We start from the raw sequence: 24,230 nt of genomic DNA on the forward strand, positions 1-24,230 counted from the left end.
CTAGTTTTTCGCTACACGCAGGGGCAGAGCCCAGGGAAGTCGCCTTGATGAGCACTCGGTATCTGGAGTTGGTAGGGTCGGCGGACTTGCGCGCGACCGTGTTGAAAGTGGAGAGCGACCAATCGCTCGATTTTGCCGAGTACCGCCTGCTTCAGGACAGCGCCAACGCCAAGCTCGATCAACTGATCCGCAAGCTTGGCCACCCCGACGACCTCGAAGAGCTGCGCATGCTCAGTGCGCGCATGGCGCACCTGCTGCAAAGCAGTTGCCTGGCCCTGCGCCGGCGCAAGCTCGGGCGCCCGGACCAGACCTTGGCGCGTGAAGCGCTGGAGGCGCAAATCGCGTACATGCAGGCTTGCCTGCGACGCTCGCTGCTCAGTTTCGACCCGCCGTGACTGACCTGATCGCCATGGGCAATGACCGTTCTGGGCATTGCCGGCCTTCGGGGCCGAACAGACAATGGACGCTCACTTCGTCTCCGGACCCGGCGCCATGTCGCAGCCCATCTTCTTCGCCCACGCCAACGGTTTCCCATCGGCCACCTACGGCAAGCTGTTCGCCGCGCTGGCGCCGGATTACACGGTCATCCACCTCGACCGGCATGGCCATGACCCGCGCTTTCCGGTCGATGACAACTGGCTGCAATTGGTCCAGGAACTGCTGCACCACCTGGCTCGCCAGGCGGCGCCGGTCTGGGGGGTAGGGCATTCGCTCGGCGGGCTGCTGCACTTGCACGCCGCGCTGCTCGCGCCGCAGTTCTATCGCGGCATCGTCATGCTCGACTCGCCACTGCTGACCCGTGTCGATCGCTGGATGATCCATCTGGCCAAGCGTCTGGGCTTGATCGACCGCATCACCCCGGCAGGGCGCACCCTGGGCCGTCGCGATTCCTTCGCCGACCGCGACAGCGCACGGACCTATTTCAGTGGCAAGACGCTGTTCCGCCAGTTCGACCCCGAGTGTCTGGACGCCTACCTCGACCACGGCCTGCAACATGCCGAGCAGGGCCTTCGTCTGCGCTTCGACCCAGCTACGGAGATCAGCATCTACCGCACGCTGCCGCATCGCCTGCCCAAACCCGCCCAGCACCTGCGGCTGCCAGTGGCGATGGTGCGTGGGGCGCAGAGCGCGGTGGTGCGGCCGCACCATGGCCGGGCCGTGCGCGGTCTGCCGCTTGGCGAGTATCACTGCCTGCCGGGCGGACACATGTTTCCGCTGGAGCGTCCGATCGACACTGCCAGCCTGCTCAAGACGCTGTTCGCGCGTTGGGGGCAGGCATGAGTAGGCCCGTCGAAGAGGTGCGTCTGGACCTGGGGCACATCGAATTGGCCGCACACCTGTTCGGGCCGGCCGAGGGCCTGCCGGTCATCGCCCTGCATGGCTGGTTGGACAACGCCAACAGCTTCGCCCGCTTGGCGCCCCGACTCGAAGGCCTGCGCATCGTGGCCCTGGACCTGGCCGGGCACGGTCATTCCGCGCACCGTCCGGCGGGTGCGAACTACGGCTTGGCCGACTATGCCTTCGACGTATTGCGCGTCGCCGAGCAACTCGGCTGGCAGCGTTTCGGCCTGCTCGGCCACTCCCTGGGTGCGGTGGTCGCCGTGCAACTGGCCGGCGCCTTGCCGGAGCGGGTCAGCCACCTGGCGCTGATCGACGGCGCGTTGCCGCCCACCGGCGACGAACACAATGCCGCCGAACGGCTGGGCATGGCCTTGAACGCGCAGCTTCGCCGCGAGGCCCGGCCCAAGACGGTCTATCCCACGCTGGAGCAAGGCGTGGGTGCGCGCATGAAGGGCATGGTCGCGGTCAGCCGCGAGGCGGCCGAGCTTCTGGCCCAGCGCGGACTGATGCCGGTGCCTGGGGGCTACAGCTGGCGCAGCGACAGCCGTCTGACCTTGCCGTCGCCGGTGCGCTTGAGCCAAGCGCAGGCACTGGCCTTCGCCCAGCGCGTCGGGTGCCCGACCTGTCTGGTGGTCGCGGCCGACGGGCTGCTGGCCCCACACCCTCGACTGCTGGAACAGCTACCCTTCGAACAGGTGGTGCTGCCAGGTGGCCATCACCTGCACCTTAACGGCGAACCCGGCGCAATCCTTGTTGCAGACTGTTTCAATCGCTTTTTTGGCTTTCCTTGACTTGCACCCGGCAAGTGTCGAGGCTTGCCGGGCCGACTAGGGAGAAAGTCATTCCATGCCAAACGTCCAACCCCCACATCGCCACCTGTGCCACCGCGAGTGTGGCCGATGAGCGCCCTCGTTTTCCTGCGCAGCGCGCTCGCTACCGGCCTGGTGCTGTCCAGTTCGTGTCTCTTGGCAGGCAATCTGCCGGTCCCGCAGGATGCCAAGGTGGTCGACCAACGCCCAGCCACCGAACAGGAACGCGTCTATCCGCTCAGCCCGCTGCGCAAGATCAGCGGTCGCTTGCGCCTGGACGACAAGGTCGAAGCCCGCGGCCAGGTCAGCTCGCTGACCTACGAGTTGCCGGTCGAGCGCAGCGCCCGCGAAGCCTTCACCCAGGCGCGCGAGGCCTTGCAGGCCGAGGGCGGTTACCCGCTGTTCTGGTGCCAGGGCCGCGACTGCGGCGAAGCCAGCCTGTGGGCCAACGACGTATTCGCCAACGCAAGGCTCAATGGCGGCGACGAGCGCCAGGCGTTCATCCTGTTGCGCCGTTCCGCCGAGCAGGCCGACACCCTGGTGGCGTTGTACAGCGTGACACGCGGCAATCGCCGCGCGTACCTGCACGTCGAAGCGTTCGTCGCCGCCGCGCCCCTGGGCGAGCTGCTGCCCACGCCGGCCACCGTGCTGCGCGAGATGCGCGACACCGGCAAGCTCGACTATCCCGACCTCGCCGAGCCGCAAGCGGCCTGGGTCAAGCTGCTCGGGCGCAGCCTCAACCTCGACAGCACTTTGCGCGCCAGCCTCAGCGGCGCCCAGGCCGAAGACTGGCGCCAGCAACTGATCAAAGCCGGTGTGCGCAGCGCCCGCCTGGAAGTGGGCGAGGCCGCCACCGAAGGTTTGCATTTGGAATTGATCCGCTGAGTAGTCCCGTGATGCCCAACAACGATCGTCTGTTCGTGCAGATCCTTCTGCTGGCGCTATTGGGCGCCGCCCTCTGGGTCATGGCACCGTTCATTTCCGCGCTGCTGTGGGGCGCGATCCTGGCCTTCGCCAGTTGGCCGCTGATGCGTCTGCTGACTCGCCTACTGCACGGGCGCGAAACGCTCGCGGCAGGCATCCTTACCAGCGCCTGGATCGTGGTGGTGGTGCTGCCGCTGGTGTGGCTGGGGTTCAACCTGGCCGACCATATCCGCGATGCCACGGCGTTCGTGCGCGATGTCCGGGTCGACGGCCTGCCGCCGGCGCCGGCCTGGCTGGGCGCGTTGCCCCTGGTGGGCGAGCGGCTGGTGGGCATGTGGGACACGGTCGACCAGCAAGGCCCGGCGCTGCTGGCGTCGGTCAAACCCTACCTGGGGCAGACCGGCAATTGGCTGCTGGCACGCAGTGCGCAGATCGGCAGCGGTGTCCTCGAACTCAGCCTGAGCCTGATCTTCGTGTTCTTCTTCTACCGCGACGGCCCGCGCCTGGCGGCCTTCGTGCTGCGCTTGCTGCAGCGTTTGATGGGCGCGCGCGCCGGTTACTACCTGGACCTGGTGGCCGGCACCGTCCAGCGGGTGGTCAATGGCGTGATCGGCACCGCGGCCGCCCAGGCGCTGCTGGCCCTGATCGGCTTTCTCATCGCCGGCGTGCCGGGGGCCATCGTGCTGGGCCTGGTCACCTTCATGCTCAGCCTGATTCCCATGGGGCCGCCGCTGGCCTGGTTGCCGGCCACGGCCTGGCTGGCGTGGAAAGGTGAATACGGCATGGCGGTGTTCCTCGGCATCTGGGGCACGTTCGTCATCAGTGGCGTGGACAACGTGCTCAAACCCTACCTGATCAGCCGTGGCGGCGATCTGCCGTTGGTGATCGTGCTACTCGGGGTGTTCGGCGGCTTGATCGCGTTCGGGTTCATCGGTTTGTTCATCGGCCCCACGCTGCTGGCGGTGGGCTATAGCCTGTTGCTCGACTGGAGCCGCAATGCCGGGGCGGGGGACGACCCCAAGGCGCCCGACGCGTGACGTAGCGGCGGCGGTTGCCTTGAGCGCAGCCGCCTGGTAATCGCCACCGTTCATGGAACGCTCGTGTCGGAGTGGCTGTGCCGCGCCCAGGCTGTCAGATGTCGTCGGCAAGCCGAAACCCACTGTTTTTACGCATTCTTTACGCCTTCCCCCGGCAATCGCCCTCGCGCCTTTACGGCGCGTCCTCGGACAATTTCCCCACGGCGCCGGTCGCCATCACCTGGGGAATGCATCGATGACCATCCTTGACACCGTCTCACTGCTGCTGGCCGTCGCGCTGGCGGCCTACCTGCTGCACGCGCTGCTGCGCAGCGACCGAAGCTAGGGGCAGCCATGCACAGCTACGACTACGCCTTGCTGCTCGGCTTCTTTCTCTTGGTCCTGCTGCCAGCGCCCTGGTTGGGACGCTTCTACTATCGCGCGATGGAAGGCCAGCGCACCTGGCTCAGCCCGGTACTCGGCCCCGTAGAGCGCGGCTGTTATCGCCTTGCCGGGGTCGACACGGGCCTCGAACACACCTGGCGGCAGTACACCCTGGCCTTGCTGGCGTTCAATCTGGCGGGCCTGGCCTTGCTGTTCGGCGTGTTGAGCCTGCAACGGTACCTGCCGCTCAACCCCCAGCAACTGCCCGGGCAGTCCTGGTCGCTGGCGCTCAATACCGCAGTGAGCTTCGTCACCAACACCAATTGGCAAGCCTACAGCGGCGAGACCTCGCTGAGCCCGTTCAGCCAGCTGTTCGGCCTCACCGTGCAAAACTTTCTCAGCGCCGCCACGGGCCTGAGCGTGCTGGTGGCGCTGTGCCGCGGCATCGCACGGCGTTCGGCGAACAGCCTCGGCAATTTCTGGGTCGACCTGACCCGCGCCACGCTCTACGGCCTGTTGCCGCTCAGTCTGCTGCTGGCGCTGCTGCTGGTCTGGCAAGGCGTGCCGCAGACCTTTCTCGACCAAGTGCAAGCCGTCACCCTGCAAGGCAACGGCCAGGCCTTGCCCCTGGGGCCGGTCGCCAGCCAGGTCGCGATCAAGCAATTGGGCACCAACGGCGGCGGCTTCTTCGGCGTCAACTCGGCGCATCCGTTCGAGAACCCCAGTGCCTGGAGCAACCTGTTCGAGTTGGTCGGCATCGTGCTGATCCCGGTGGCGCTGGTGTTCACCTTCGGCCACTACGTCAAGGACCTGCGCCAGAGCCGAGCGATCCTGGGCTGCATGCTGGCGCTGTTCGTGCTCGGCGGCGCCACCGCGTTGTGGGCCGAGCATCAGCCCAATCCGGCGCTGGCGAGCCCGCTGGTGGAGCAGAGCGCACCGCTCGAAGGCAAGGAGGCGCGTTTCGGCACTACCGCGTCGGTACTGTGGGCGGTGACCACCACGGCCGCTTCCAACGGCTCGGTGAACGCCATGCACGACAGCCTCAACCCGCTGACCGGCCTGGTCACGCTGGCCAACATGATGGTCGGCGAAGTGATTTTCGGCGGGGTCGGGGCAGGCCTGTACGGCATGCTGCTGTTCGTGCTGATCGCGGTGTTCCTGGCCGGGTTGATGATCGGCCGTACGCCGCAGTACCTGGGCAAGCCGTTGCAGGCGCGGGAGGTCAAGCTGCTGGTGGCGACCTTGCTGGTGATGCCCTGCGGCGCCCTGGTGCTCGGCGCGCTGGCCAGCAGCCTGCCCGGTGCCCAGGGCGCCTTGAGCAACCCAGGGCCGCACGGGTTCAGCCAACTGCTGTATGCCTTCACCTCCGGCGCCGCCAACAACGGCTCGGCCTTCGCCGGCTGGACCGCTAACACCCCGGCGCACAACCTGCTGCTGGCCCTGGCCATGCTGGTCGGCCGCTTCGGCTACATCCTGCCGGTGCTGGCGTTGGCCGGTAGCCTGGCGGCCAAGCGCGGTAGCGCAGCCGGGGTCGACAGCTTCCCCACCCATGGGCTGCTGTTCACGAGCCTGCTGTTGATGACCGTACTGCTAGTGGGCGGGCTGACCTTCCTGCCGACCCTGGCCCTGGGGCCGATCGCCGAACACCTGAGCCTGGGTTTCTGAGGAATCGAACGATGAACCTACCTGTTGCCGATCTCGGCACCCCTGCCGACCCGAACCAGGCCACGCGCTTCAGTGCACTGTGGCGTCCGGCCCTGCTGCAAGCCTTTCTCAAGCTCGACCCGCGCCAGCTCAAGCGCTCGCCGGTGATGCTGGTGGTGCTGCTGACCGCTATGCTGACCACCGTCTTGTGCCTGGCGCCAAACAGCGGCGTCGAGACGGGCGTCGCGGTGCAGATCACCTTGTGGCTGTGGTTCACGGTGCTGTTCGCCAACTTCGCCGAAGCCTTGGCCGAAGGCCGCGGCAAGGCCCGCGCCGACAGCCTGCGCGCCGGTAGCCAGGGCCTGAGCGCCCGGCGTCGCGGCGTCGACGGCCGCTTCGAAGAGGTCGCCGCCAGCCGCCTGGTCAAAGGGGACGTGGTCGAAGTGCTGGCGGGCGAACTGATCCCTGCCGATGGCGAAGTGCTCGAAGGCATCGCCGCGGTGAACGAGGCGGCCATCACCGGTGAGTCGGCCCCGGTGATCCGCGAGTCCGGTGGCGACCGCTCGGCCGTCACCGGCAATACCTGCCTGGTGTCCGACCGCCTGCTGGTGCGCGTCACCAGCGACCCCGGCGAGTCGACCCTGGACCGCATGGTGGCGCTGGTCGAAGGCGCCAAGCGGCAGAAGACCCCGAACGAGGTGGCGCTCGACCTTTTGCTGATCGGCCTGACCCTGGTTTTTCTCATCGTCGTGGTGACCTTGCAGCCGTTCGCGCGTTTCTCCGGTGCCGGCCTGCCGCTGATCTTCCTCGCCGCATTGCTGGTGACGCTGATCCCCACCACCATCGGCGGCCTGCTGTCGGCCATCGGCATCGCCGGCATGGACCGACTGGTGCGGCTCAACGTCATCGCCCGCTCGGGCCGCGCGGTGGAGGCGGCCGGCGACGTGCAGACCCTGCTGCTGGACAAGACCGGCACCATCACCTTCGGCAACCGCCGCTGCACGGCGCTGCACAGCGCGCCTGGCGTGAGTGCCGAAGCACTGGCCGAGGCGGCACTGTTCGCTTCGCTGGGCGACGACACCGCCGAGGGCAAGTCGGTGGCCGAGTTCGTGCGTGCCGAACGGGCGTTGATCGAACCCTCCGCCAGCCAGTACCAGACCATCGCTTTCACCGCGCAGACCCGCCTGTCGGGCATCGATGTGTGCGGCCAGCGCTACCGCAAGGGCGCGGTCGATGCGGTGCTGGACTTCGTCGGCCTTGCGCTCGAGCAGCTACCCGCGTCGTTACGCGTCGAGGTGGAGCGCATCGCGCAAAGCGGCGGCACACCACTGCTGGTCTGCGTCGACGACCGCGTGCTGGGCGCGGTCCACCTCAAGGACGTGGTCAAGCCCGGCATTCGCCAGCGTTTCGCCGAATTGCGGGCCATGGGCATCCGCACGGTGATGATCACCGGCGACAACCCGCTGACCGCCGCCGCCATCGCCGCCGAAGCCGGGGTCGACGACGTGCTGGCCCAAGCCACGCCGGAGAAGAAACTGGCGCGCATCCGCCAGGAGCAGCAGGAAGGCCGCTTGGTCGCCATGTGCGGCGACGGCGCCAACGACGCCCCGGCGCTGGCCCAGGCCGACGTCGGCATGGCCATGAACGAAGGCACCCAGGCGGCGCGCGAGGCGGCCAACATGGTCGACCTGGACAGCGACCCGACCAAGCTGCTCGACGTGGTGCAGGTGGGCAAGGCGTTGCTGGTCACCCGCGGTGCGCTGACCACGTTTTCCATCGCCAACGACGTGGCCAAGTACTTCGCCATCCTGCCGGCACTGTTCGCCGCCATCTACCCGCAACTGGGCGCGCTCAACCTGATGCAGCTGCACAGTCCGCAGAGCGCGATCCTGTCGGCCATCGTCTTCAACGCCTTGATCATCGTCGCGTTGATCCCGCTGGCGCTGCGCGGTGTTGCGGTGAAAGCGGCCAATGCCGCGCAACTGCTGCGGCGCAACGTGCTGATCTACGGGCTGGGCGGGCTGTTGGTGCCGTTCGCCGGGATCAAGCTGATCGACCTGTTGCTCACTGCCTTGAATCTGGTCTGAAGGAGACTGCCATGCTCGCTTACCTGCGTCCGGCCCTGTGCCTGTTGCTGTTGATGACGCTGTTCACCGGAGGGCTGTATCCGTTGCTGGTCACAGGCCTCGGCCAATGGCTGTTCCCGGCCCAGGCCAATGGCAGTTTGCTGCGCGACGAAACCGGGCACGTGCGGGGTTCGGCCTTGCTCGCCCAACCGCTGGCGGGTGCCGGCTGGTTCCAGTCGCGGCCCTCGGCAGCCGACTATGCCACGCTGCCCAGCGGCGCCAGCAACCTGGCACCGAGCAACCCGGCGTTGGCCGCGCGCGTGCTGGCCGATGCGCAGCGTTGGCAGAGCGCGAGCCAGGGAGCCGTTCCGCTGGCCCTGCTGACCACCTCCGCCAGCGGCCTCGACCCACACCTGCCGCCCTCGGCGGTGGCCTGGCAGATGCCCGCTGTGGCAAGGGCGCGCGGTCTGCCGTTGGCGGACTTGCAAGGCCTGGTCGATGGGGCCACGCTGCGACCTTTGCTCGGTCCTCCGGTGGTCAATGTGCTGTTGCTCAACCAGGCGTTGGCGCGCAGGGCGCCGATGGCCAAAGAAGGATGATCCATGACTGACTCGCAACGCGCCGATGCGCTGCTCGGCGCACTGCCGCGCCAGGGTCGCGGCCGGCTGAAAGTGTTTCTCGGTGCGGCGCCCGGCGTCGGCAAGACCTACGCCATGCTCCAGGCCGCCCATAGCGACCGACGCCAGGGCGTCGAGGTGTTGGCGGCGGTGGTGCAGAGCCATGGCCGCAGCGAAACCGAGGCGCTGCTGCTCGACCTGCCGCAGTTGCCCTTGCTGCGCTGCGAGTACCGTGGCGCGCTGTGGCAGGAGATGGACCTCGACGGCCTGCTGGCCGCGGCGCCGCAACTGGCCCTGGTGGACGAGCTGGCGCACAGCAACGTGCCCGGCAGCCGCCACGCCAAGCGCTGGCAGGACGTGCAGGAACTGCTGTCGGCCGGTATCGACGTGTACACCACGGTCAACGTCCAGCACCTGGAAAGCCTGAACGACAAGGTGCGCGGCATCACCGGCGTGCAAGTGCGCGAGACCGTGCCCGACTGGGTGGTGCAGGAGGCCTTCGAACTGGTGCTGATCGACCTGCCGCCACGCCAGCTCCTGGAGCGCTTGCGCCAGGGCAAGGTGTACGTGCCCGAGCAGGCGCGGGCGGCCATCGACGCGTTCTTTTCCCCGACCAACCTCAGCGCCTTGCGCGAGCTGGCCTTGCAGACCGCCGCAGCCCAGGTCGATGCCGACCTGGCCCAGGGCTATCGCCAGCGCGGCGAGCAGGCACCGGCCGTGCAGGGGCGCCTGCTGGTCGGCGTCGACGGCGACGCCCAGGCCGAGCGCCTGGTGCGCCATGCCAGCCGCATCGCGCAGCGTCGCCATCTGCCCTGGAGCTTGGTGCACATCGAGCGTGACCGACCCCGCGACGAGGCCAGCCGGCTGCGCTTGCAAGCCGCCCAGCAACTGGCCGAGCGGTTGGGTGGCGAGGTGGTGGTGCTGCGTGCGGCCGAAGTGGCCCGCAGTTTGGTCCAGCATGCCCGCGAGCGCCGCGCCAGCGTATTGCTGGTCGGGCAGAGCCGGCGGCGTTGGTATCGTCCGTGGCTGGGAGCCGGAGTTGGGCAGCGCCTGTTGCGCCAGCGTTGCGGCCTGGAAGTCACGGTGCTCGATGACGAGCTGGACGCCGTAGCCACCCCACCCACGCCGCGGCGGCCCCTGGGGCCGCTGCGGCATTACCTTCAGGCGGTGCTGGCCACGGTACTGGCCGCCGCGTTGGCCTGGTCGGTCGCCAGCGTGCTGGAACTGCCGAACATCTCCCTGGTGTTCCTCGCGGCGGTGTTGCTGGTGGCGGTGCGCAGCAGCCTGGGCCCGGCCCTGACCTGCGCGGTGCTGTCGTTTCTGAGCTACGACTTCCTGTTCATCGCGCCGAGCTTTTCCCTGAGCATCCAGCGCGAAGAAGACGTGCTGACCTTGCTGTTCTTTCTCCTGATGGCGGCCCTGACCGGCAACTTGGCGGCGCGCCAGCGTCGTCAGTTGCAGGTGTTGCGCCAGACCCAGGACGAAACCCGACAACTGCTCGAACTGTCGCAGCGCCTGGCCCGGGCAACCGACCGTGAGGCGGTGTTCGCCGCCGCAGGCCAGCACCTGGCCGATGCCACGGGGCTACAGGTGTACCTGGTACGCCGCGACGCTGAGGCAGGCCTGAGCGTGACCGGTCCTGAGCCGCAAACGTTTGCGGTCAACGAGCGCGCTGCCGCCGAATGGGCCTGGCAGCACGGGCAGGCGGCCGGCGCTGGCACCGACACCTTGCCCGAGGGCCGCTGGTGGTGGTGGCCGCTGCGCGACGATGAGCAGCCCTTGGCCTTGCTCGCGGCGCGCTCCACCAATGGCCGGCCGTTGGCGCGGCAAGCGTTGGGGCGGTTGCGTGCGCTGGCCCAGCCCCTGGCCCTGGCCCTGACCCGTGTGAACCTGGCCGAGCAACTGGCGGCGGCACGCCTGCAAGGGGAGACCGAGCAGTTGCGCAGTGCCCTGCTGGCCTCGGTGTCCCACGATTTGCGCACACCGTTGACGGCCATGCGCGGCAGCATCGACAGCCTTCTGGCCTTGGGCGAAATGATTGCGGCCAGCGATCGCCGCGAGCTGCTCGAAGGCACCCGCGACGAGGCCGAGCGGCTGGACCGCTACATTCAGAACCTGCTCGACATGACCCGCCTGGGCCATGGCGCCCTGGCCCTGGCGCGCGACTGGGTGGCGCCGGCCGACATCGTCGGCAGCGCCTTGCAGCGCCTGCGCGGCGTACTCGCACCCTTGCGGATCGAGCTCGACCTGCCCGGCGACCTGCCGCTGCTGTTCGTCCACGCCGCGCTGATCGAACAGGCGCTGGTCAACGTGCTGGAAAACGCCGCGCGCTTCTCGCCCGTCGATGGCCGCCTACGGCTACAGGTCAGCACCCGCGGGCGGCTCCTGTGTCTGGCGGTCAGCGACCAGGGGCCGGGCATCCCCGAGGCCGAGCGCAGCCGGATCTTCGACATGTTCTACACCGCCGCCCGCGGTGATCGCGGCGGGCAGGGCACGGGCCTGGGCCTGGCCATCTGTCAAGGGATGGTGGGCGCCCATGGTGGGCAGATCGAGGTCGCGGACGGGATCGATGGCCATGGCACCTGCATCACCCTATGCTTGCCGCTGCCCGAGCAACCCGAACCCGACATCGAGACGCCATGAACCCACCCGCGACCGTACTGGTCATCGACGACGAACCGCAGATCCGCAAGTTCCTGCGCATCAGCCTGGCTTCCCAGGGCTATCGAGTGGTCGAGGCCGCCACGGGCCAGGAAGGGCTGGCCCAGGCGGCGCTGGCTCAGCCGGATCTGGTGGTACTCGATCTGGGGCTGCCCGATCTGGACGGCCAGGACGTATTGCGCGGCCTGCGCGAATGGAGCGATGTGCCGGTGATGGTGCTGTCGGTGCGCGCCAGCGAGGTGCAGAAGGTCGACGCCCTGGACGGCGGCGCCAATGACTATGTCACCAAACCGTTCGGCATTCAGGAGTTCCTGGCACGGGTGCGGGCGCTGTTGCGCCAGCCACGGGGCGGCAGTTCGGTAGCTGGGGCTGGGGAGCCGACGGTCAGTGTCGGCCTCCTGACCATCGACCTGGCCGAGCGCCGCGTCACCCTCGCCGGCGCCGCCATCGAGCTGACCCGCAAAGAATACAGCTTGCTGGCGCAACTGGCCCGCCACCCCGGCCGGGTGATCACCCAGCAGCAACTGCTCAAGGACATCTGGGGCCCGAGCCACGTCCACGACACCCACTACCTGCGCATCGTGGTTGGCCACCTCCGGCAAAAACTCGGCGACGACCCCACCGCGCCGCGCCTGATCCACACCGAAGTCGGCGTCGGCTACCGCCTGCTGGCACCTTAGACGGCCTTACCCGGCGCAAGGAAGGCCGCCTCCAGCAACTGCCGGGTGTAGGCATGCTGCGGATCGCGGAAGATCGCCTGCGCCTCGCCTTGCTCGACGACCTGGCCCTGCTTGATCACCATCAGTTGATGGCTCAGTGCTTTGACCACTGCTAGGTCGTGGCTGATGAACAGGTAGGTGAGGTTGTACTTGCTCTGCAACGAGCGCAACAGCTCCACCACCTGCCGCTGCACGGTACGGTCCAGGGCCGAGGTAGGCTCGTCGAGCAGGATCAGCGCCGGCTTCAACACCAGCGCCCGCGCGATGGCGATGCGCTGGCGCTGGCCTCCGGAGAATTCATGGGGGTAGCGGTGGCGGGTGGCCGGGTCCAGACCCACCTCCTGCAACGCGGCGACGATCGCCGCTTCGCGTTCCTGGGCAGTGCCGATGCCATGAATCTGCAACCCCTCTCCGACGATATCGGCCACGCTCATGCGCGGGCTGAGGCTGCCGAACGGGTCCTGGAACACCACCTGCATCTGCCGGCGTAGCGGCCTGACCTGCTTGGCGTCGAGGTGTTCCAGCGCCTGGCCGTCGAAGCGGATATGCCCTTGGCTGGCGATCAGGCGCAGAATCGCCAGGCCCAAGGTCGACTTGCCCGACCCGCTCTCACCGACGATGCCCAGGGTCTGGCCTCTGGGCAGGCTGAAGTGGATGCCGTCCACCGCCTTGACGTGATCGACCGTGCGCCGCAGCAGGCCTTTCTTGATCGGGAACCAGACCTTGAGCGCGTCCACCTCCAGCAACGGCGGTGCGACGGGATTGGCGGCTGGCTCGCCGGTCGGTTCGGCGTTGATCAGCATCTGCGTGTAGGGGTGTTGCGGGGCGTCGAACAGTGTGGCGCAGTCGGCCTGCTCGACGATCTTGCCCTGCTGCATCACGCACACCCGATGGGCGATGCGCCGCACCAGGTTGAGGTCGTGGCTGATCAGCAGCAGCGCCATGCCCAGGCGCGCCTGCAAGGACTTGAGCAACTCGAGAATCTTCAACTGTACGGTGACGTCCAGCGCCGTGGTCGGCTCGTCGGCGATCAGCAGCTCCGGCTCGTTGGCCAGGGCCATGGCGATCATCACGCGCTGGCGCTGCCCGCCAGACAGCTCGTGGGGTAGGGCCTTGAGGCGCTTGTGCGGCTCGGGAATGCCCACCAGCTCCAGCAGTTCAAGGGTGCGCGCGGTGGCCTGGGGGCCAGTCAGGCCCTTGTGCAGCAGGAGGATTTCGTTGATCTGCTTTTCGATGTTGTGCAGCGGGTTCAGCGAAGTCATCGGCTCCTGGAAGATCATCGCGATGCGGTTGCCGCGAATGCGCTGCATGGGCTTTTCCCCCAGTTGCAGCAGGTCCTGGCCTTGATAGCCGATGCTGCCGCTGGGGTGGCGGGCGATGGGGTAGGGCAGCAGGCGCAGGATCGAGTGCGCGGTGACCGACTTGCCCGAACCGCTTTCGCCGACCAGGGCCAGGGTCTCGCCCCGGCGGATGTCGAAGCCGATGCCATCGACCACGCGGTTGATCTGCTCGCCGCTGCTGAACTCGACGGCCAGGTCGCGCACTTCGATCAGGTTGTCTGGGTGCATGTCATTTCCTCGGATCGAAGGCATCGCGGGCGGATTCGCCGATGAACACCAGCAGGCTCAACATCACCGCCAGCACGGCGAAAGCGCTGATGCCGAGCCACGGCGCCTGCAGGTTGGATTTGCCCTGGGCCACCAGCTCGCCGAGCGACGGCGCACCGGCCGGCAGACCGAAGCCAAGAAAGTCCAGGGCGGTCAGAGTGCCGATGGCGCCGGTGAGGATGAACGGCATGAAGGTCATGGTCGAGATCATCGCGTTGGGCAGGATGTGCCGGTACATGATCGCCCCGTCGCGCATCCCCAGGGCGCGGGCGGCGCGCACGTACTCCAGGTTGCGCCCGCGCAGGAATTCGGCGCGCACCACATCGACCAGGCTCATCCACGAGAACAGCAGCATGATGCCCAGCAGCCACCAGAAGTTGGGCTGCACGAAGCTCGCCAGGATGATCAGCAAATACAGCACCGGCAGCCCCGACCAGATTTCCAGGAAGCGCTGCCCGGCCAGGTCCACCCAGCCGCCGTAGTACCCCTGCAAGGCGCCGGCGAGCACGCCGATGATGGAACTGGCCAAGGTCAGGGTCAGGGCGAACAGCACCGAGATGCGGAAGCCGTAGATGACCCGCGCCAGCACGTCGCGGCCCTGGTCGTCGGTGCCCAGCCAGTTCTGCGCCGAGGGCGGCGCGGGGGCTGGCACCTTGAGGTCGTAGTTGATGCTCTGGTAGCTGAACGGTATCGGCGCCCATAGCACCCAGGCCTTCTGTTCGGCTAGCAGTTGGCGGATATAGGGGCTCTTGTAGTTGGCCTCCAGCGGGAATTCGCCGCCGAAGGTGGTTTCCGGGTAGCGCTTGAAGGCCGGGAAGTACCATTGCTCGTCGTAGTGCACGGCGATGGGCTTGTCGTTGGCGATCAGCTCGGCGCCCAGGCTCAGGCCGAAGAGGATGAGGAACAGCCACAGCGACCACCAGCCGCGCCGGTTGGCCTTGAACCGCTCGAAGCGTCGACGGTTGAGGGGAGATAGGGCCATGTCAGTGCTTCCTGCTGGCGAAATCGATGCGTGGATCGACCAGGGTATAGGTCAGGTCGCCGATCAGCTTCACCACCAGCCCGAGCAGGGTGAAGATGAACAGGGTGCCGAAGACCACCGGGTAGTCGCGGTTGATCGCCGCCTCGAAGCTCATCAGGCCCAGGCCGTCGAGGGAGAAGATCACCTCAATCAGCAACGAGCCGGTGAAGAAGATGCCGATGAACGCCGAAGGGAAGCCGGCGATCACCAGCAGCATGGCGTTGCGGAACACGTGCCCGTACAGCACCCGCGAACGGCTCAGGCCCTTGGCTTTGGCGGTCACCACGTACTGCTTGTTGATTTCGTCGAGGAAGCTGTTCTTGGTCAGCAAGGTCATGGTGGCGAAGTTGCCGATCACCAGGGCGGTGATCGGCAGCACCAGGTGCCAGAAGTAGTCGAGCACCTTGCCGGTGGTCGACAGCTCCTCGAAGTTGTTCGACGTCAGCCCGCGTAGAGGGAACCAGTCGAAGTAGCTGCCGCCGGCGAACAGCACGATCAGCAGGATGGCGAACAGGAACGCGGGGATGGCGTAGCCGACGATGATCGCCGAGCTGGTCCACACGTCGAAGTGGCTGCCGTGGCGCACCGCCTTGGCGATGCCCAGGGGGATGGACACCAGGTACATGATCAGCGTGCTCCACAACCCCAGCGAGATCGACACCGGCATCTTCTCGGCGATCAGGTCGATGACCTTGGCGTCGCGGAAGAAGCTGTCGCCAAAGTCCAGGTGGGCGTAGTTCTTGATCATGATCCACAGCCGCTCGGGTGCCGGCTTGTCGAAGCCGTACATGTGCTCGATCTCGGCGATCAGGGCCGGGTCCAGGCCCTGCGCGCCCCGGTAGTTGGAGCCGGCCACCGACACTTCCGCGCCGCCGCCGGCGATGCGGCTGGTGGCGCCTTCGAAGCCTTCGAGCTTGGCGATCATCTGCTCCACCGGCCCGCCAGGCGCGGCCTGGACGATGAGGAAGTTGATCACCAGGATGCCCAGCAGGGTGGGAATGATCAGCAGCAGGCGCCGCAGGATGTAGGCCAGCATGTCAGTGCGCCTCGTCGGCAGGGGTGGCAGGCTCGGGCGCGGGCGGGGTCACGTCGGGCTTGATCCACCAGGTGTTGATGCCGATCTCGGATTTGGGCGAGGCCGGGGGATGGCCGATGTGGTTGGCGTACACCACCCGCCAGGTCTTGATGTGCCAGTTGGGGATCACGTAGAAGCCCCATAGCAGGACGCGGTCCAGGGCGCGGGTATGGTCGATCAGCGATTGACGCGAATCGGCGCCGATCAAGGATTCGACCAGTTGGTCGATGGCCGGGTCGCGCAACCCGATGGTATTGCGGCTGCCGGGGTTGTCGGCGGCGATGCTCGACCAGAACTCCCGCTGCTCGTTGCCCGGCGAGCTGGATTGGCCGAAGCTGCCGACCATGATGTCGAAGTCCCGCGAGCGTACGCGGCTGATGTACTGCGAGACGTCGACCCGGCGGATGTTCAGCTCGATGCCCAGGTCGGCGAGGTTGCGCTTGAACGGCAACAGCACGCGCTCGAATTCGGGCTGTACCAGGAGGAACTCGATGGACACTGGTTTGCCTTGGGTATCGACCATCTTGTCGTCGACGATCTTCCAACCGGCGGCCTGTAACAGGCCATAGGCCTTGCGTTGCTGTTCGCGGATCATGCCGCTGCCGTCGGTGACCGGATTGTGGAACGCCTCGGTCAAGGCGCGTTCGGGGATCTTGCCGCGCAGCGGTTCGAGGAGGGCCAGTTCGGCCGGGCTCGGCGTGCCGCGAGCGGCCATGTCGGAGTTCTCGAAGTAGCTGCCGGTACGGGTGTAGGCGCCGAAGAACAGTTGCTTGTTGGTCCACTCGAAGTCGAACAGCTGGCTCAGGGCTTCACGCACGCGCACGTCCTGGAACAACGGCCGACGCAGGTTGAAGACGAAGCCCTGCATGCCGCTGGGCGTGCCGTTGGGCAGCTCTTCGCGCAACAGGCGGCCGTCGCGCACCGCCGGCACGTTGTAGGCGGTGGCCCAGTTCTTGGCGATGCGCTCTTCCCAGAAGTCGAACTCGCCGGCCTTCAGGGCCTGCAGAGCGACCACGTTGTCACGGTACGAGTCGAAGGTCATGGCATCGAAATTGTACTGGCCGCGGTTGATCGGCAGGTCTTTGGCCCAATAGTCCTTGACACGCTCGTAGCGGATCGAACGCCCCGGCTTGACCTCGGCGACCTTGTACGGCCCGCTGCCCAGCGGAATGTCCAGGCTGCCGCGGTCGAACTCGCGTTCGGCGTACCAGTGCTTGGGCAGTACCGGCAGCTCGCCGAGGATCATCGGCAGTTCGCGGTTGTTGCCATGTTTGAAGTCGAAACGCACTTGCAATGGGTTTTCCACCACCACGTCGGCGACGTCGCCGTAATACTGGCGATAGAGCGGCGAGCCTTTGGTAACCAGGGTGTTGAAGGTGAAGGCGACGTCTTCGCCGCGGATCGGATGGCCGTCGTGGAAGCGCGCCTCGGGGCGCAGGTAGAAGCGCACCCAACGATTGGCCGGGTCTTTCTCGATCTTGCCGGCGACCAGGCCGTATTCGGTGAACGGCTCGTCCAGGCTTTTGCGGGTCAGGGTGTCGTAGATCAACTCGATGCCATCGGCCGGTACGCCCTTGGTGACGTAGGGGTTGAGGCTGTCGAAGCCGCCGAAGCTGGACTGGCGGAACGTGCCGCCCTTGGGCGCGTCGGGGTTGACGTAGTCGAAATGGCTGAAGGTGGCCGGGTACTTGGGCGGCTCGTCGTACAGGGTCACGGCGTGCTGGGGGGCAGCCGTGGCGCTCAGGTTGAGGCAGGCGAGCAGCAGGCCGGCGGCCAGGGCGCACAGGCGCGGCATCGGCGTCATGGGTGGGTCTCCGGGTGTTTGAGCCACCAGCTGTTCAGCCCCAATGTATAGGGCGGCGTGGTGACGAAGGCGAAGCGGTTGCGGTAGGCCAGGCGGTGGTTGTCGAGGTACCAGTTGGGGATCATGTAGGAGTGCCACGACAGCACACGGTCCAGGGCCTTGGCCGCGGCGATCTGGTCGTCGCGGTTCTGCGCGGCGAGCAGGGTGTCGAGCAGGTGGTCGACCACGGGGTCGTTGATCCCGGCGTAGTTCTTGCTGCCCTTGATCGAGGCCTGGCTGGAGTGGAAGTACTGCCACTGTTCCAGACCTGGGCTGAGGGTCTGGCCGAGGGTCATGAGGATCATGTCGAAATCGAACTGGTCCAGGCGCTGCTTGTACTGCGCGCGGTCGACGGTGCGCAGGCCCGCCGCGATGCCGATGCGCCTGAGGTTTTCCACGTAGGGCTGGAAGATCCGCTCCAGGTTCGGGTTGACCAGCAGGATCTCCAGGCGCAGCGGCTCGCCTTTGGCATCGACCAGGCGCTGACCGTCGAGGGTGTAGCCGGCCTTTGCAAACAGCGCCAGCGCCTGGCGCAGGGTCTGCCGCTCGATGCCGTGGCCATGGGTACGGCTGACCTGATAGGGCTCGGTGAACAGCTTGGCGGGCAGTTGGTCACGGAATGGCTTGAGCAGCAGCCATTCCTTGCCCACCGGCAGGCCGCTGGCAGCGAACTCGCTGTTGGGGTAGTAGCTGGTCGAGCGCTTGTAGGCGTCGCTGAACAGGGCGCGGTTGCTCCACTCGAAGTCCAGCATCAGGCCCAGCGCCTGGCGCACGTGGGCATCGTCGAACGGCGCGCGGCGGCTGTTCATGAACAGGCCTTGGGTCTGGGTGGGTATGCGGTGGGGGATTTGCGCCTTGATCACCTCGCCACGGCGCACGGCCGGGAAGTTGTAGCCGTTGGCCCAGTTTTTCGCCTGGTGCTCGATGTACAGGTCGAATTCGCCGGCCTTGAAGGCTTCGAACGCCACTGTGGCATCCCGGTAGAACTCGAATTCCACCCGGTCGAAGTTGTATTTGCCACGGTTGACGGGCAAATCCTTGCCCCAGTAGTCCTTGACCCGCTCGAACACCAGGCGCCGGCCCGGGCGCACCTCGCTGATGCGGTATGGGCCGCTGCCCAGCGGCGGTTCGAAGGTGGTGGCCTTGAAGTCGCGCTGTTCCCAGTAGTGCTTGGGCAGCACCGGCATTTCACCCAGGCGCAGGATCAGCAGCGGATTACCCGCGCGTTTGAACACGAAGCGGATGCGCCGTGGGCCGAGGATGTCGACCCGCTGCACTTCCTGCAGGCTGGTGCGGTACTGCGGGTGGCCCTCCTTGAGCAGGGTGCGGTAGCTGAAGGCGACGTCGGCGGCGGTGATTGGCTTGCCGTCGTGGAAGCGTGCCTGGGGTCGTAGATTGAACACCACCCAGCTGCGGTCTTCGCTGTATTCGACCGAACGGGCGATCAGGCCATAACTGGAGGTGGGTTCATCGCCCGAGGGGTCGTATTGGCCCGTTCCGACCATGAGCGTTTCGTTCAGCTCGCTGACCCCATATTGCTGGAAATTCGGCGTGCTGACCGGGCTCGAACCCTTGAAGGTGTAGGGGTTGAGCGTGTCGAACGTGCCAAACGCCATGGCCCGCAACGTACCGCCCTTGGGCGCTTGCGGATTGACCCAGTCGAAATGGGTGAAACTGGCGGGGTATTTGAGCGTGCCGAACTGCGCGTAACCGTGGCTTTCGCTCACGGCGGCGCTGGCGCAAAAGCTCAAGGCCAGACTGATTGACAGCAGGAGGGGACGTATCAAGTCGGCATCCGATCCACAGGCGTTGGGCTTGGGTCGGGCTACAGTAACAGCTTGTCCGGATTGGAAAAAGATGCCTGTGCGTGGTGCCGGATGATGTGCCCGGGGGCTGTGTCGACGCCTCGTGGTTAAAGGCGTCGATCAGCTGGGCAAGGGCAGGACCGAATGGCTCAGCGACCCACGTACACGGTCAGGGTCTGGCCTGGTTTGAGGGCTTTGCCGCTGCGCGGATTCCAGCGCTTGAGGTGCTGCATCTCGACGTTGAAGCGTTTGGCGACCAGGTACAGGGAATCGCCTTGGCGCACCTTGTATTGGGTCGAGCGCTTCTGCGCGGCGGCCACCCGATTGGCGGCGGCGCTAGGTGCGCTAGAGGCCTTGCCGCCCCGCAGCGCCAGTACCTGACCGGCCTTCAGGCTGCTGCCGGACATGCGGTTCCAGCGCTGCAGGTCACGCACCGAGACGCGATTGGCGCGGGCGATGGCGGCGAGGTTGTCGCCACGCTTGACCCGATAGTTGCGTGTAGCCGCTGCCGGCGCCTTGGCTTCGGCCAGGGCTGCCTGGAACACGGCTTTGTTCGGCTGCAGGCTGACCAGTTGCTCAGGCTTGAGGTTGGACAGGCTGGCGGCCAGCAATTGGGCTTTGGCGGTGGGCACCAGCAATTGCTGCGGGCCATCGACGGTCATACGTTTCTTGAACGCGGGGTTGAGCTGGATCAACTCGTCTTCGTCGATGTCGGCGAAAGCCGCGACCCGCGACAGGTCCAGGCGTTCGTTGATGGCGACCGCTTCGAAATAGGGTTCGTTGGCGATGGGGCTGAGGGTGATGCCATACGCTTCCGGGGCGTTCACCACCTGCGACAGGGCCAGCAGCTTGGGCACGTAGTCGCGGGTTTCCTGGGGCAGCGGCAGGTTCCAGTAGTCGGTAGGCAGGCCCAGCCGCTCGTTGCGCTCGATGGCCCGGCTGACCGTGCCTTCGCCCGCATTGTAGGCGGCGAGGGCCAGCAGCCAGTCGCCATTGAACATGTCGTGCAGGCGGCTCAGGTAGTCCAGCGCAGCGTTGGTCGAGGCGGTGATGTCGCGTCGGCCATCGTAGAAATTGGTCTGGCGCAGGTTGAAGTGCTTGCCGGTGGAAGGGATGAACTGCCAGAGGCCGACGGCGTGGGCACGCGAGTACGCCATGGGGTTGTAGGCGCTTTCGATGGCGGGCAGCAGGGCCAGCTCGAGCGGCATGTCGCGCTCTTCGAGGCGCTCGACGATGTAATGCATGTAGAGACTGCCGCGCTCGCCGGTGATTTCCACCGAACGCGGGTTGCTGGCGAACCACAGGCGTTGCTGCTCGATGCGCGGGTTGGCGTCGATGTCCTGCAAGGCGAAGCCCTGGCGCATGCGCACCCAGACGTCCTGCGGCGGTTGCGGGGCGACGGGCGCGAGCACACGAACGACGGGCTTGTGCTTGATCCGAGCCTGGTAGTTGGGCGCGCGAACGCTATCGGTTTCGTCGACCTTGGGTGTGCTCTGGCAACCCACCAAGGTGGCTGCAAGGGCCAGGGCGCTGGCTTGGGCCAAGCGCCTGAGGGCGATGGAATGAGAGGGTCTGCGGCTACGGAATGACATCGGCAGGCACGTTTATCCGGGCAAAAAAGTTGGGCGATTCTAGGAACCGCTTCCCGGATGGTCAACCTTGGTGCAGCCTTGCGATATATCTTGGGGTTATCAGAAGGCGTTCTTCCAGGCCCGCAAGGCAGCAAAAACCTCGATGGAACTAGGGTTTACCCGATCTGTCCGCTCGTCTGCTTTTTGTTTAACGGATGTTTCAGCGGTGCGTAGGAAAGGGTTGGTTCGAAGCTCCAGACCCAAGGTGGAGGGCAGGGTGATGCGCTGCTGCGCACGCAGCTTCTCCACCTCGCCCAGGCGTTGGCGCACCTCTGCGTTCTCGGGTTCGACGGCGGCGGCGAAGCGCAAGTTGCTCAGGGTGTATTCATGGGCGCAGTACACCTCTGTGGCCTGGGGCAAGGCCGCCAGCCGTTCCAGCGAGGCATGCATCTGCGCGGGCGTGCCCTCGAACAGGCGCCCGCAGCCACCGGCGAACAAGGTGTCGCCACTGAACAGCAAAGGGGTCTGGGGTTGCGCGCTGTAGAAGGCGATGTGCCCCAGGGTATGCCCTGGCACGTCGATGACTTCGAACGTCAGGTCCAGCACCGTGACCCGGTCGCCGTCGCGCAGGGCCACGTCTCGGCCGGGAATACGCTCGCTGGCCGGGCCGTGCACCCGCGCGCCGGTCCTGGCCTTGAGCGCCTCGACGCCGCCGACGTGGTCCTGGTGGTGGTGGGTGATGAGGATGTCGGTCAGGCGCCAGTCAGGGTGGGCGTCGAGCCAGGCTGCCACAGGTTGGTCGTCCCCCGGGTCGACCACCACGCAGCGCTGTGTGGCAGTATCCTGCAACAACCAGATGTAATTGTCGGAGAAAGCAGGCAGTGCATCGATCTGTATCATGGCGCGGATCCGAATCTCTAGGTGGGACATACAGGCATCTTAGCCTTTCAGACCCGGTCTGATGCTGGAGGTGCGGCCAGAGAACTACCCGAGGAATATGCAATGAGCGACCAAGCGTTTGCCCAGGCCGATGCCGAGTGGGTCGAACTGATCGGGCAGGCCCGGCATTGGTTCGACAGCCCCATCGGGCAATTGATGCTGAACGAAGAGCAGGCGCTGCTCGAAGAAGAGCTGGCGCGGTTCTTCGGCGGCTTTCTGGTGCATTACGGGCCCTGCGCCGAAGCGCCGCCCAGCGCGCCGCAGGTCCAGCGCAACGTGCGTCTGGGCGCGCCGTTTCCAGGGGTCGAGATCGTGTGCGAAGAGCAGGCGTGGCCGCTCAGCGAGCATGCGGCCGATGTCGTGGTGTTGCAGCATGGTCTGGACTTCAGCCTGTCGCCCCACGGCCTGCTGCGCGAGGCCGCCATGGCCGTGCGCCCCGGTGGTCACCTGCTGGTGGTCGGCATCAACCCTTGGAGCACCTGGGGTGTGCGCCACCTGTTGGGCAAGGGCGCTCTGCGCAGGGCGCGCTGCATCTCGGCGTCGCGGGTCGGCGACTGGCTCAACCTGTTGGGCTTCGCGCTGGAGAAACGTCGTTTCGGGTGCTATCGTCCGCCGCTTTCCTCGAGGGCTTGGCAGCAGCGCCTGATGGGCTGGGAACAGCGTGCCGGTCGTTGGCAGTTGGGCGGCGGCGGGGTCTACGTATTGGTGGCGCGCAAGATGGTGGTGGGCCTGCGGCCCTTGCGCCAGGCACGCCGCGAGCCGATGGGCAAGCTGTTGCCCCTGCCACTGGCCAAGGTCAATCGCCGGCGCAGCGATGGCTGAACGTCGCCGCTGCCGAGCCTCGATCATTTCAAGCGAATAGGCAGTACATGACCGATAGCGTCGAGATCTACACCGATGGTGCCTGCAAGGGCAACCCCGGCCTGGGTGGCTGGGGCGTTCTGATCGTCTACAAGGGTGCTGAAAAGGAACTCTGGGGGGGCGAACTCAACACCACCAACAACCGCATGGAGCTGATGGCCGCCATCCAGGGCCTGATGGTGCTGACCCGCGAATGCGACGTGGTGCTGACCACCGACTCGCAATATGTCATGAAGGGCATCACCGAATGGATGAGCAACTGGAAAAAGCGCGGCTGGAAAACCGCCGCCAAGGAGCCTGTGAAGAACGCCGATCTGTGGGTCCTGCTCGATGAACAGGTGAACCGCCACAACGTGACCTGGAAATGGGTCCGCGGCCACATCGGCCATCCGGGTAACGAGCGTGCCGACCAGTTGGCCAACCGCGGCGTCGACGAGGTCCGCGCCAGCCGTTGACCGGTCGTACCTTGGCTCGGCGTCATAGGCTGGGCTGGGGTACAATCCAGGTCATTTCCTGTGATGCAAGTTGGAGTCATCCGCGTGGAGCAGCAGCAAGACAAACGGCTCATCATCCTCGACACCGAAACCACCGGCATGCCCGTGACCGAGGGTCACCGGGTCATCGAAATCGGTTGCGTCGAAGTCATCGGCCGGCGCCTGACCGGCCGCCACTTCCATGTCTACCTACAGCCCGACCGCGAAAGCGACGAAGGCGCCATCGGCGTGCACGGCATCACCGATGCGTTTCTGATCGGCAAGCCGCGCTTTGCTGAAGTGGCCGACGAATTCTTCGACTTCATCCAGGGCGCCACCCTGGTCATCCATAATGCGGCGTTCGACGTCGGCTTCATCAACAACGAATTCGCCTTGGTCGGCCAGCAGGATCGCGCCGACATCTCGGTGCACTGCCCGATTCTCGACACCCTGATGATGGCGCGCTCGCGCCACCCGGGGCAGCGCAACAGCCTCGATGCCCTGTGCAAACGCTACGGCATCGACAACTCCGGGCGCGACTTGCACGGCGCCTTGCTCGATGCGGAATTGCTAGCCGACGTCTACCTGGCCATGACCGGTGGGCAGACCAGCCTGTCGCTGGCAGGCAACGGCGCCGAGGAAGGAGACGGTTCAGCCGCCAGGCCCAGCGAGATTCGCCGCATCAGCGGTCGCCAGCCGGGTCCGGTGTTGCTGGCCAGTGCCGCGGAGCTGGAGGCCCACGCCGAGCGCTTGGCCGCCATCGCCAAGGCAGCGGGCGCGCCAGCGCTTTGGGAAAACCTGGGGTAAGAAGGGTAGCAGGCCTGCGTGCGGGAAACGCTTGCCGGGCCGTGCGC

21 protein-coding genes are annotated in these 24,230 nt (G+C 66.4%); 14 read left to right on the forward strand and 7 right to left on the reverse strand.

Features of this window, described 5'->3' with window-relative positions:
- Positions 1-47: 47 nt before the first annotated feature.
- The 11 genes from B4M43_RS02440 (at position 48) to B4M43_RS02490 (ending at position 12,142) form a co-directional block, all read left to right on the forward strand.
- Complete coding sequence (locus tag B4M43_RS02440) at positions 48-395, forward strand: hypothetical protein (RefSeq protein WP_296263846.1); 348 nt, start codon at positions 48-50, stop codon at positions 393-395.
- Positions 396-492: 97 nt separating this feature from the next.
- Positions 493-1,281, forward strand: coding sequence for an alpha/beta fold hydrolase (locus tag B4M43_RS02445; RefSeq protein WP_296263848.1), 789 nt, complete (start codon positions 493-495; stop codon positions 1,279-1,281).
- Positions 1,278-2,132, forward strand: coding sequence for an alpha/beta fold hydrolase (locus B4M43_RS02450; protein WP_296263850.1), 855 nt, complete (start codon positions 1,278-1,280; stop codon positions 2,130-2,132). Before B4M43_RS02445 ends, B4M43_RS02450 begins: the two co-directional genes overlap by 4 nt.
- Before the next feature lie 108 nt (positions 2,133-2,240).
- Positions 2,241-3,035 carry a DUF4892 domain-containing protein gene (locus tag B4M43_RS02455; RefSeq protein WP_296263852.1) on the forward strand — a complete coding sequence of 265 codons (795 nt, stop codon included), beginning with the start codon at positions 2,241-2,243 and terminating at the stop codon, positions 3,033-3,035.
- Between the two features lie 11 nt (positions 3,036-3,046).
- Positions 3,047-4,111 (forward strand): AI-2E family transporter, encoded by a 1,065-nt coding sequence (locus B4M43_RS02460; RefSeq protein WP_296263854.1) that lies wholly within the window; start codon positions 3,047-3,049, stop codon positions 4,109-4,111.
- A 235-nt stretch (positions 4,112-4,346) separates the two neighbouring features.
- Entirely contained in the window at positions 4,347-4,436 is a 90-nt protein-coding gene (gene kdpF, locus B4M43_RS02465; protein WP_296263856.1) for a K(+)-transporting ATPase subunit F, read from the forward strand.
- An 8-nt stretch (positions 4,437-4,444) separates the two neighbouring features.
- The gene (gene kdpA / locus B4M43_RS02470) at positions 4,445-6,139 is read left to right on the forward strand and encodes a potassium-transporting ATPase subunit KdpA (RefSeq protein ID WP_296263858.1); all 1,695 of its coding nucleotides are present in this window, start codon (positions 4,445-4,447) and stop codon (positions 6,137-6,139) included.
- Positions 6,140-6,150: 11 nt separating this feature from the next.
- Complete coding sequence (kdpB, locus tag B4M43_RS02475) at positions 6,151-8,205, forward strand: potassium-transporting ATPase subunit KdpB (RefSeq protein WP_296263859.1); 2,055 nt, start codon at positions 6,151-6,153, stop codon at positions 8,203-8,205.
- 11 nt (positions 8,206-8,216) lie between these two features.
- Positions 8,217-8,783, forward strand: coding sequence for a potassium-transporting ATPase subunit KdpC (kdpC, locus tag B4M43_RS02480; protein ID WP_296263861.1), 567 nt, complete (start codon positions 8,217-8,219; stop codon positions 8,781-8,783).
- Positions 8,784-8,786: 3 nt separating this feature from the next.
- Positions 8,787-11,444, forward strand: coding sequence for a sensor histidine kinase (locus B4M43_RS02485; RefSeq protein ID WP_296263863.1), 2,658 nt, complete (start codon positions 8,787-8,789; stop codon positions 11,442-11,444).
- Positions 11,441-12,142, forward strand: a complete 702-nt coding sequence (locus B4M43_RS02490) for a response regulator (RefSeq protein WP_296263865.1) — start codon at positions 11,441-11,443, stop codon at positions 12,140-12,142. The genes B4M43_RS02485 and B4M43_RS02490 overlap by 4 nt, the downstream gene beginning before the upstream one ends.
- Here the strand turns inward: B4M43_RS02490 and B4M43_RS02495 are convergent.
- From B4M43_RS02495 to gloB, 7 genes are all read right to left on the reverse strand, one after another.
- Complete coding sequence (locus B4M43_RS02495) at positions 12,139-13,749, reverse strand: ABC transporter ATP-binding protein (RefSeq protein ID WP_296263867.1); 1,611 nt, start codon at positions 13,747-13,749, stop codon at positions 12,139-12,141. The genes B4M43_RS02490 and B4M43_RS02495 overlap by 4 nt on opposite strands.
- Position 13,750: 1 nt before the next feature.
- Entirely contained in the window at positions 13,751-14,770 is a 1,020-nt protein-coding gene (locus B4M43_RS02500) for an ABC transporter permease (protein WP_296263869.1), read from the reverse strand.
- 1 nt (position 14,771) lies between these two features.
- Positions 14,772-15,845: a microcin C ABC transporter permease YejB gene (locus B4M43_RS02505; RefSeq protein ID WP_296263871.1), complete on the reverse strand. Its 1,074-nt coding sequence runs from the start codon at positions 15,843-15,845 to the stop codon at positions 14,772-14,774.
- Between the two features lies 1 nt (position 15,846).
- Positions 15,847-17,688 (reverse strand): extracellular solute-binding protein, encoded by a 1,842-nt coding sequence (locus B4M43_RS02510; RefSeq protein WP_296263873.1) that lies wholly within the window; start codon positions 17,686-17,688, stop codon positions 15,847-15,849.
- Entirely contained in the window at positions 17,685-19,514 is a 1,830-nt protein-coding gene (locus tag B4M43_RS02515) for an extracellular solute-binding protein (protein WP_296263875.1), read from the reverse strand. Before B4M43_RS02515 ends, B4M43_RS02510 begins: the two co-directional genes overlap by 4 nt.
- 167 nt (positions 19,515-19,681) lie before the next feature.
- Positions 19,682-21,124 carry a transglycosylase SLT domain-containing protein gene (locus B4M43_RS02520; RefSeq protein ID WP_296263876.1) on the reverse strand — a complete coding sequence of 481 codons (1,443 nt, stop codon included), beginning with the start codon at positions 21,122-21,124 and terminating at the stop codon, positions 19,682-19,684.
- 99 nt (positions 21,125-21,223) lie between these two features.
- Complete coding sequence (gloB, locus tag B4M43_RS02525) at positions 21,224-22,003, reverse strand: hydroxyacylglutathione hydrolase (RefSeq protein ID WP_296263878.1); 780 nt, start codon at positions 22,001-22,003, stop codon at positions 21,224-21,226.
- Positions 22,004-22,105: 102 nt separating this feature from the next.
- Between gloB and B4M43_RS02530 the strand changes: the two genes are divergently transcribed.
- From B4M43_RS02530 to dnaQ, 3 genes are all read left to right on the forward strand, one after another.
- On the forward strand, positions 22,106-22,864 hold the full coding sequence (locus B4M43_RS02530; protein WP_296263880.1) for a methyltransferase domain-containing protein: 759 nt from the start codon (positions 22,106-22,108) through the stop codon (positions 22,862-22,864).
- Positions 22,865-22,911: 47 nt separating this feature from the next.
- Positions 22,912-23,358 (forward strand): ribonuclease HI, encoded by a 447-nt coding sequence (rnhA, locus tag B4M43_RS02535; RefSeq protein ID WP_296263882.1) that lies wholly within the window; start codon positions 22,912-22,914, stop codon positions 23,356-23,358.
- Positions 23,359-23,442: 84 nt separating this feature from the next.
- The gene (dnaQ, locus tag B4M43_RS02540) at positions 23,443-24,183 is read left to right on the forward strand and encodes a DNA polymerase III subunit epsilon (RefSeq protein ID WP_414707809.1); all 741 of its coding nucleotides are present in this window, start codon (positions 23,443-23,445) and stop codon (positions 24,181-24,183) included.
- The last annotated feature ends 47 nt before the right edge of the window (positions 24,184-24,230 follow it).

Origin of the sequence: Pseudomonas sp. UBA6562, from assembly GCF_002434265.1 — a bacterium.
Classification (GTDB): domain Bacteria; phylum Pseudomonadota; class Gammaproteobacteria; order Pseudomonadales; family Pseudomonadaceae; genus Aquipseudomonas.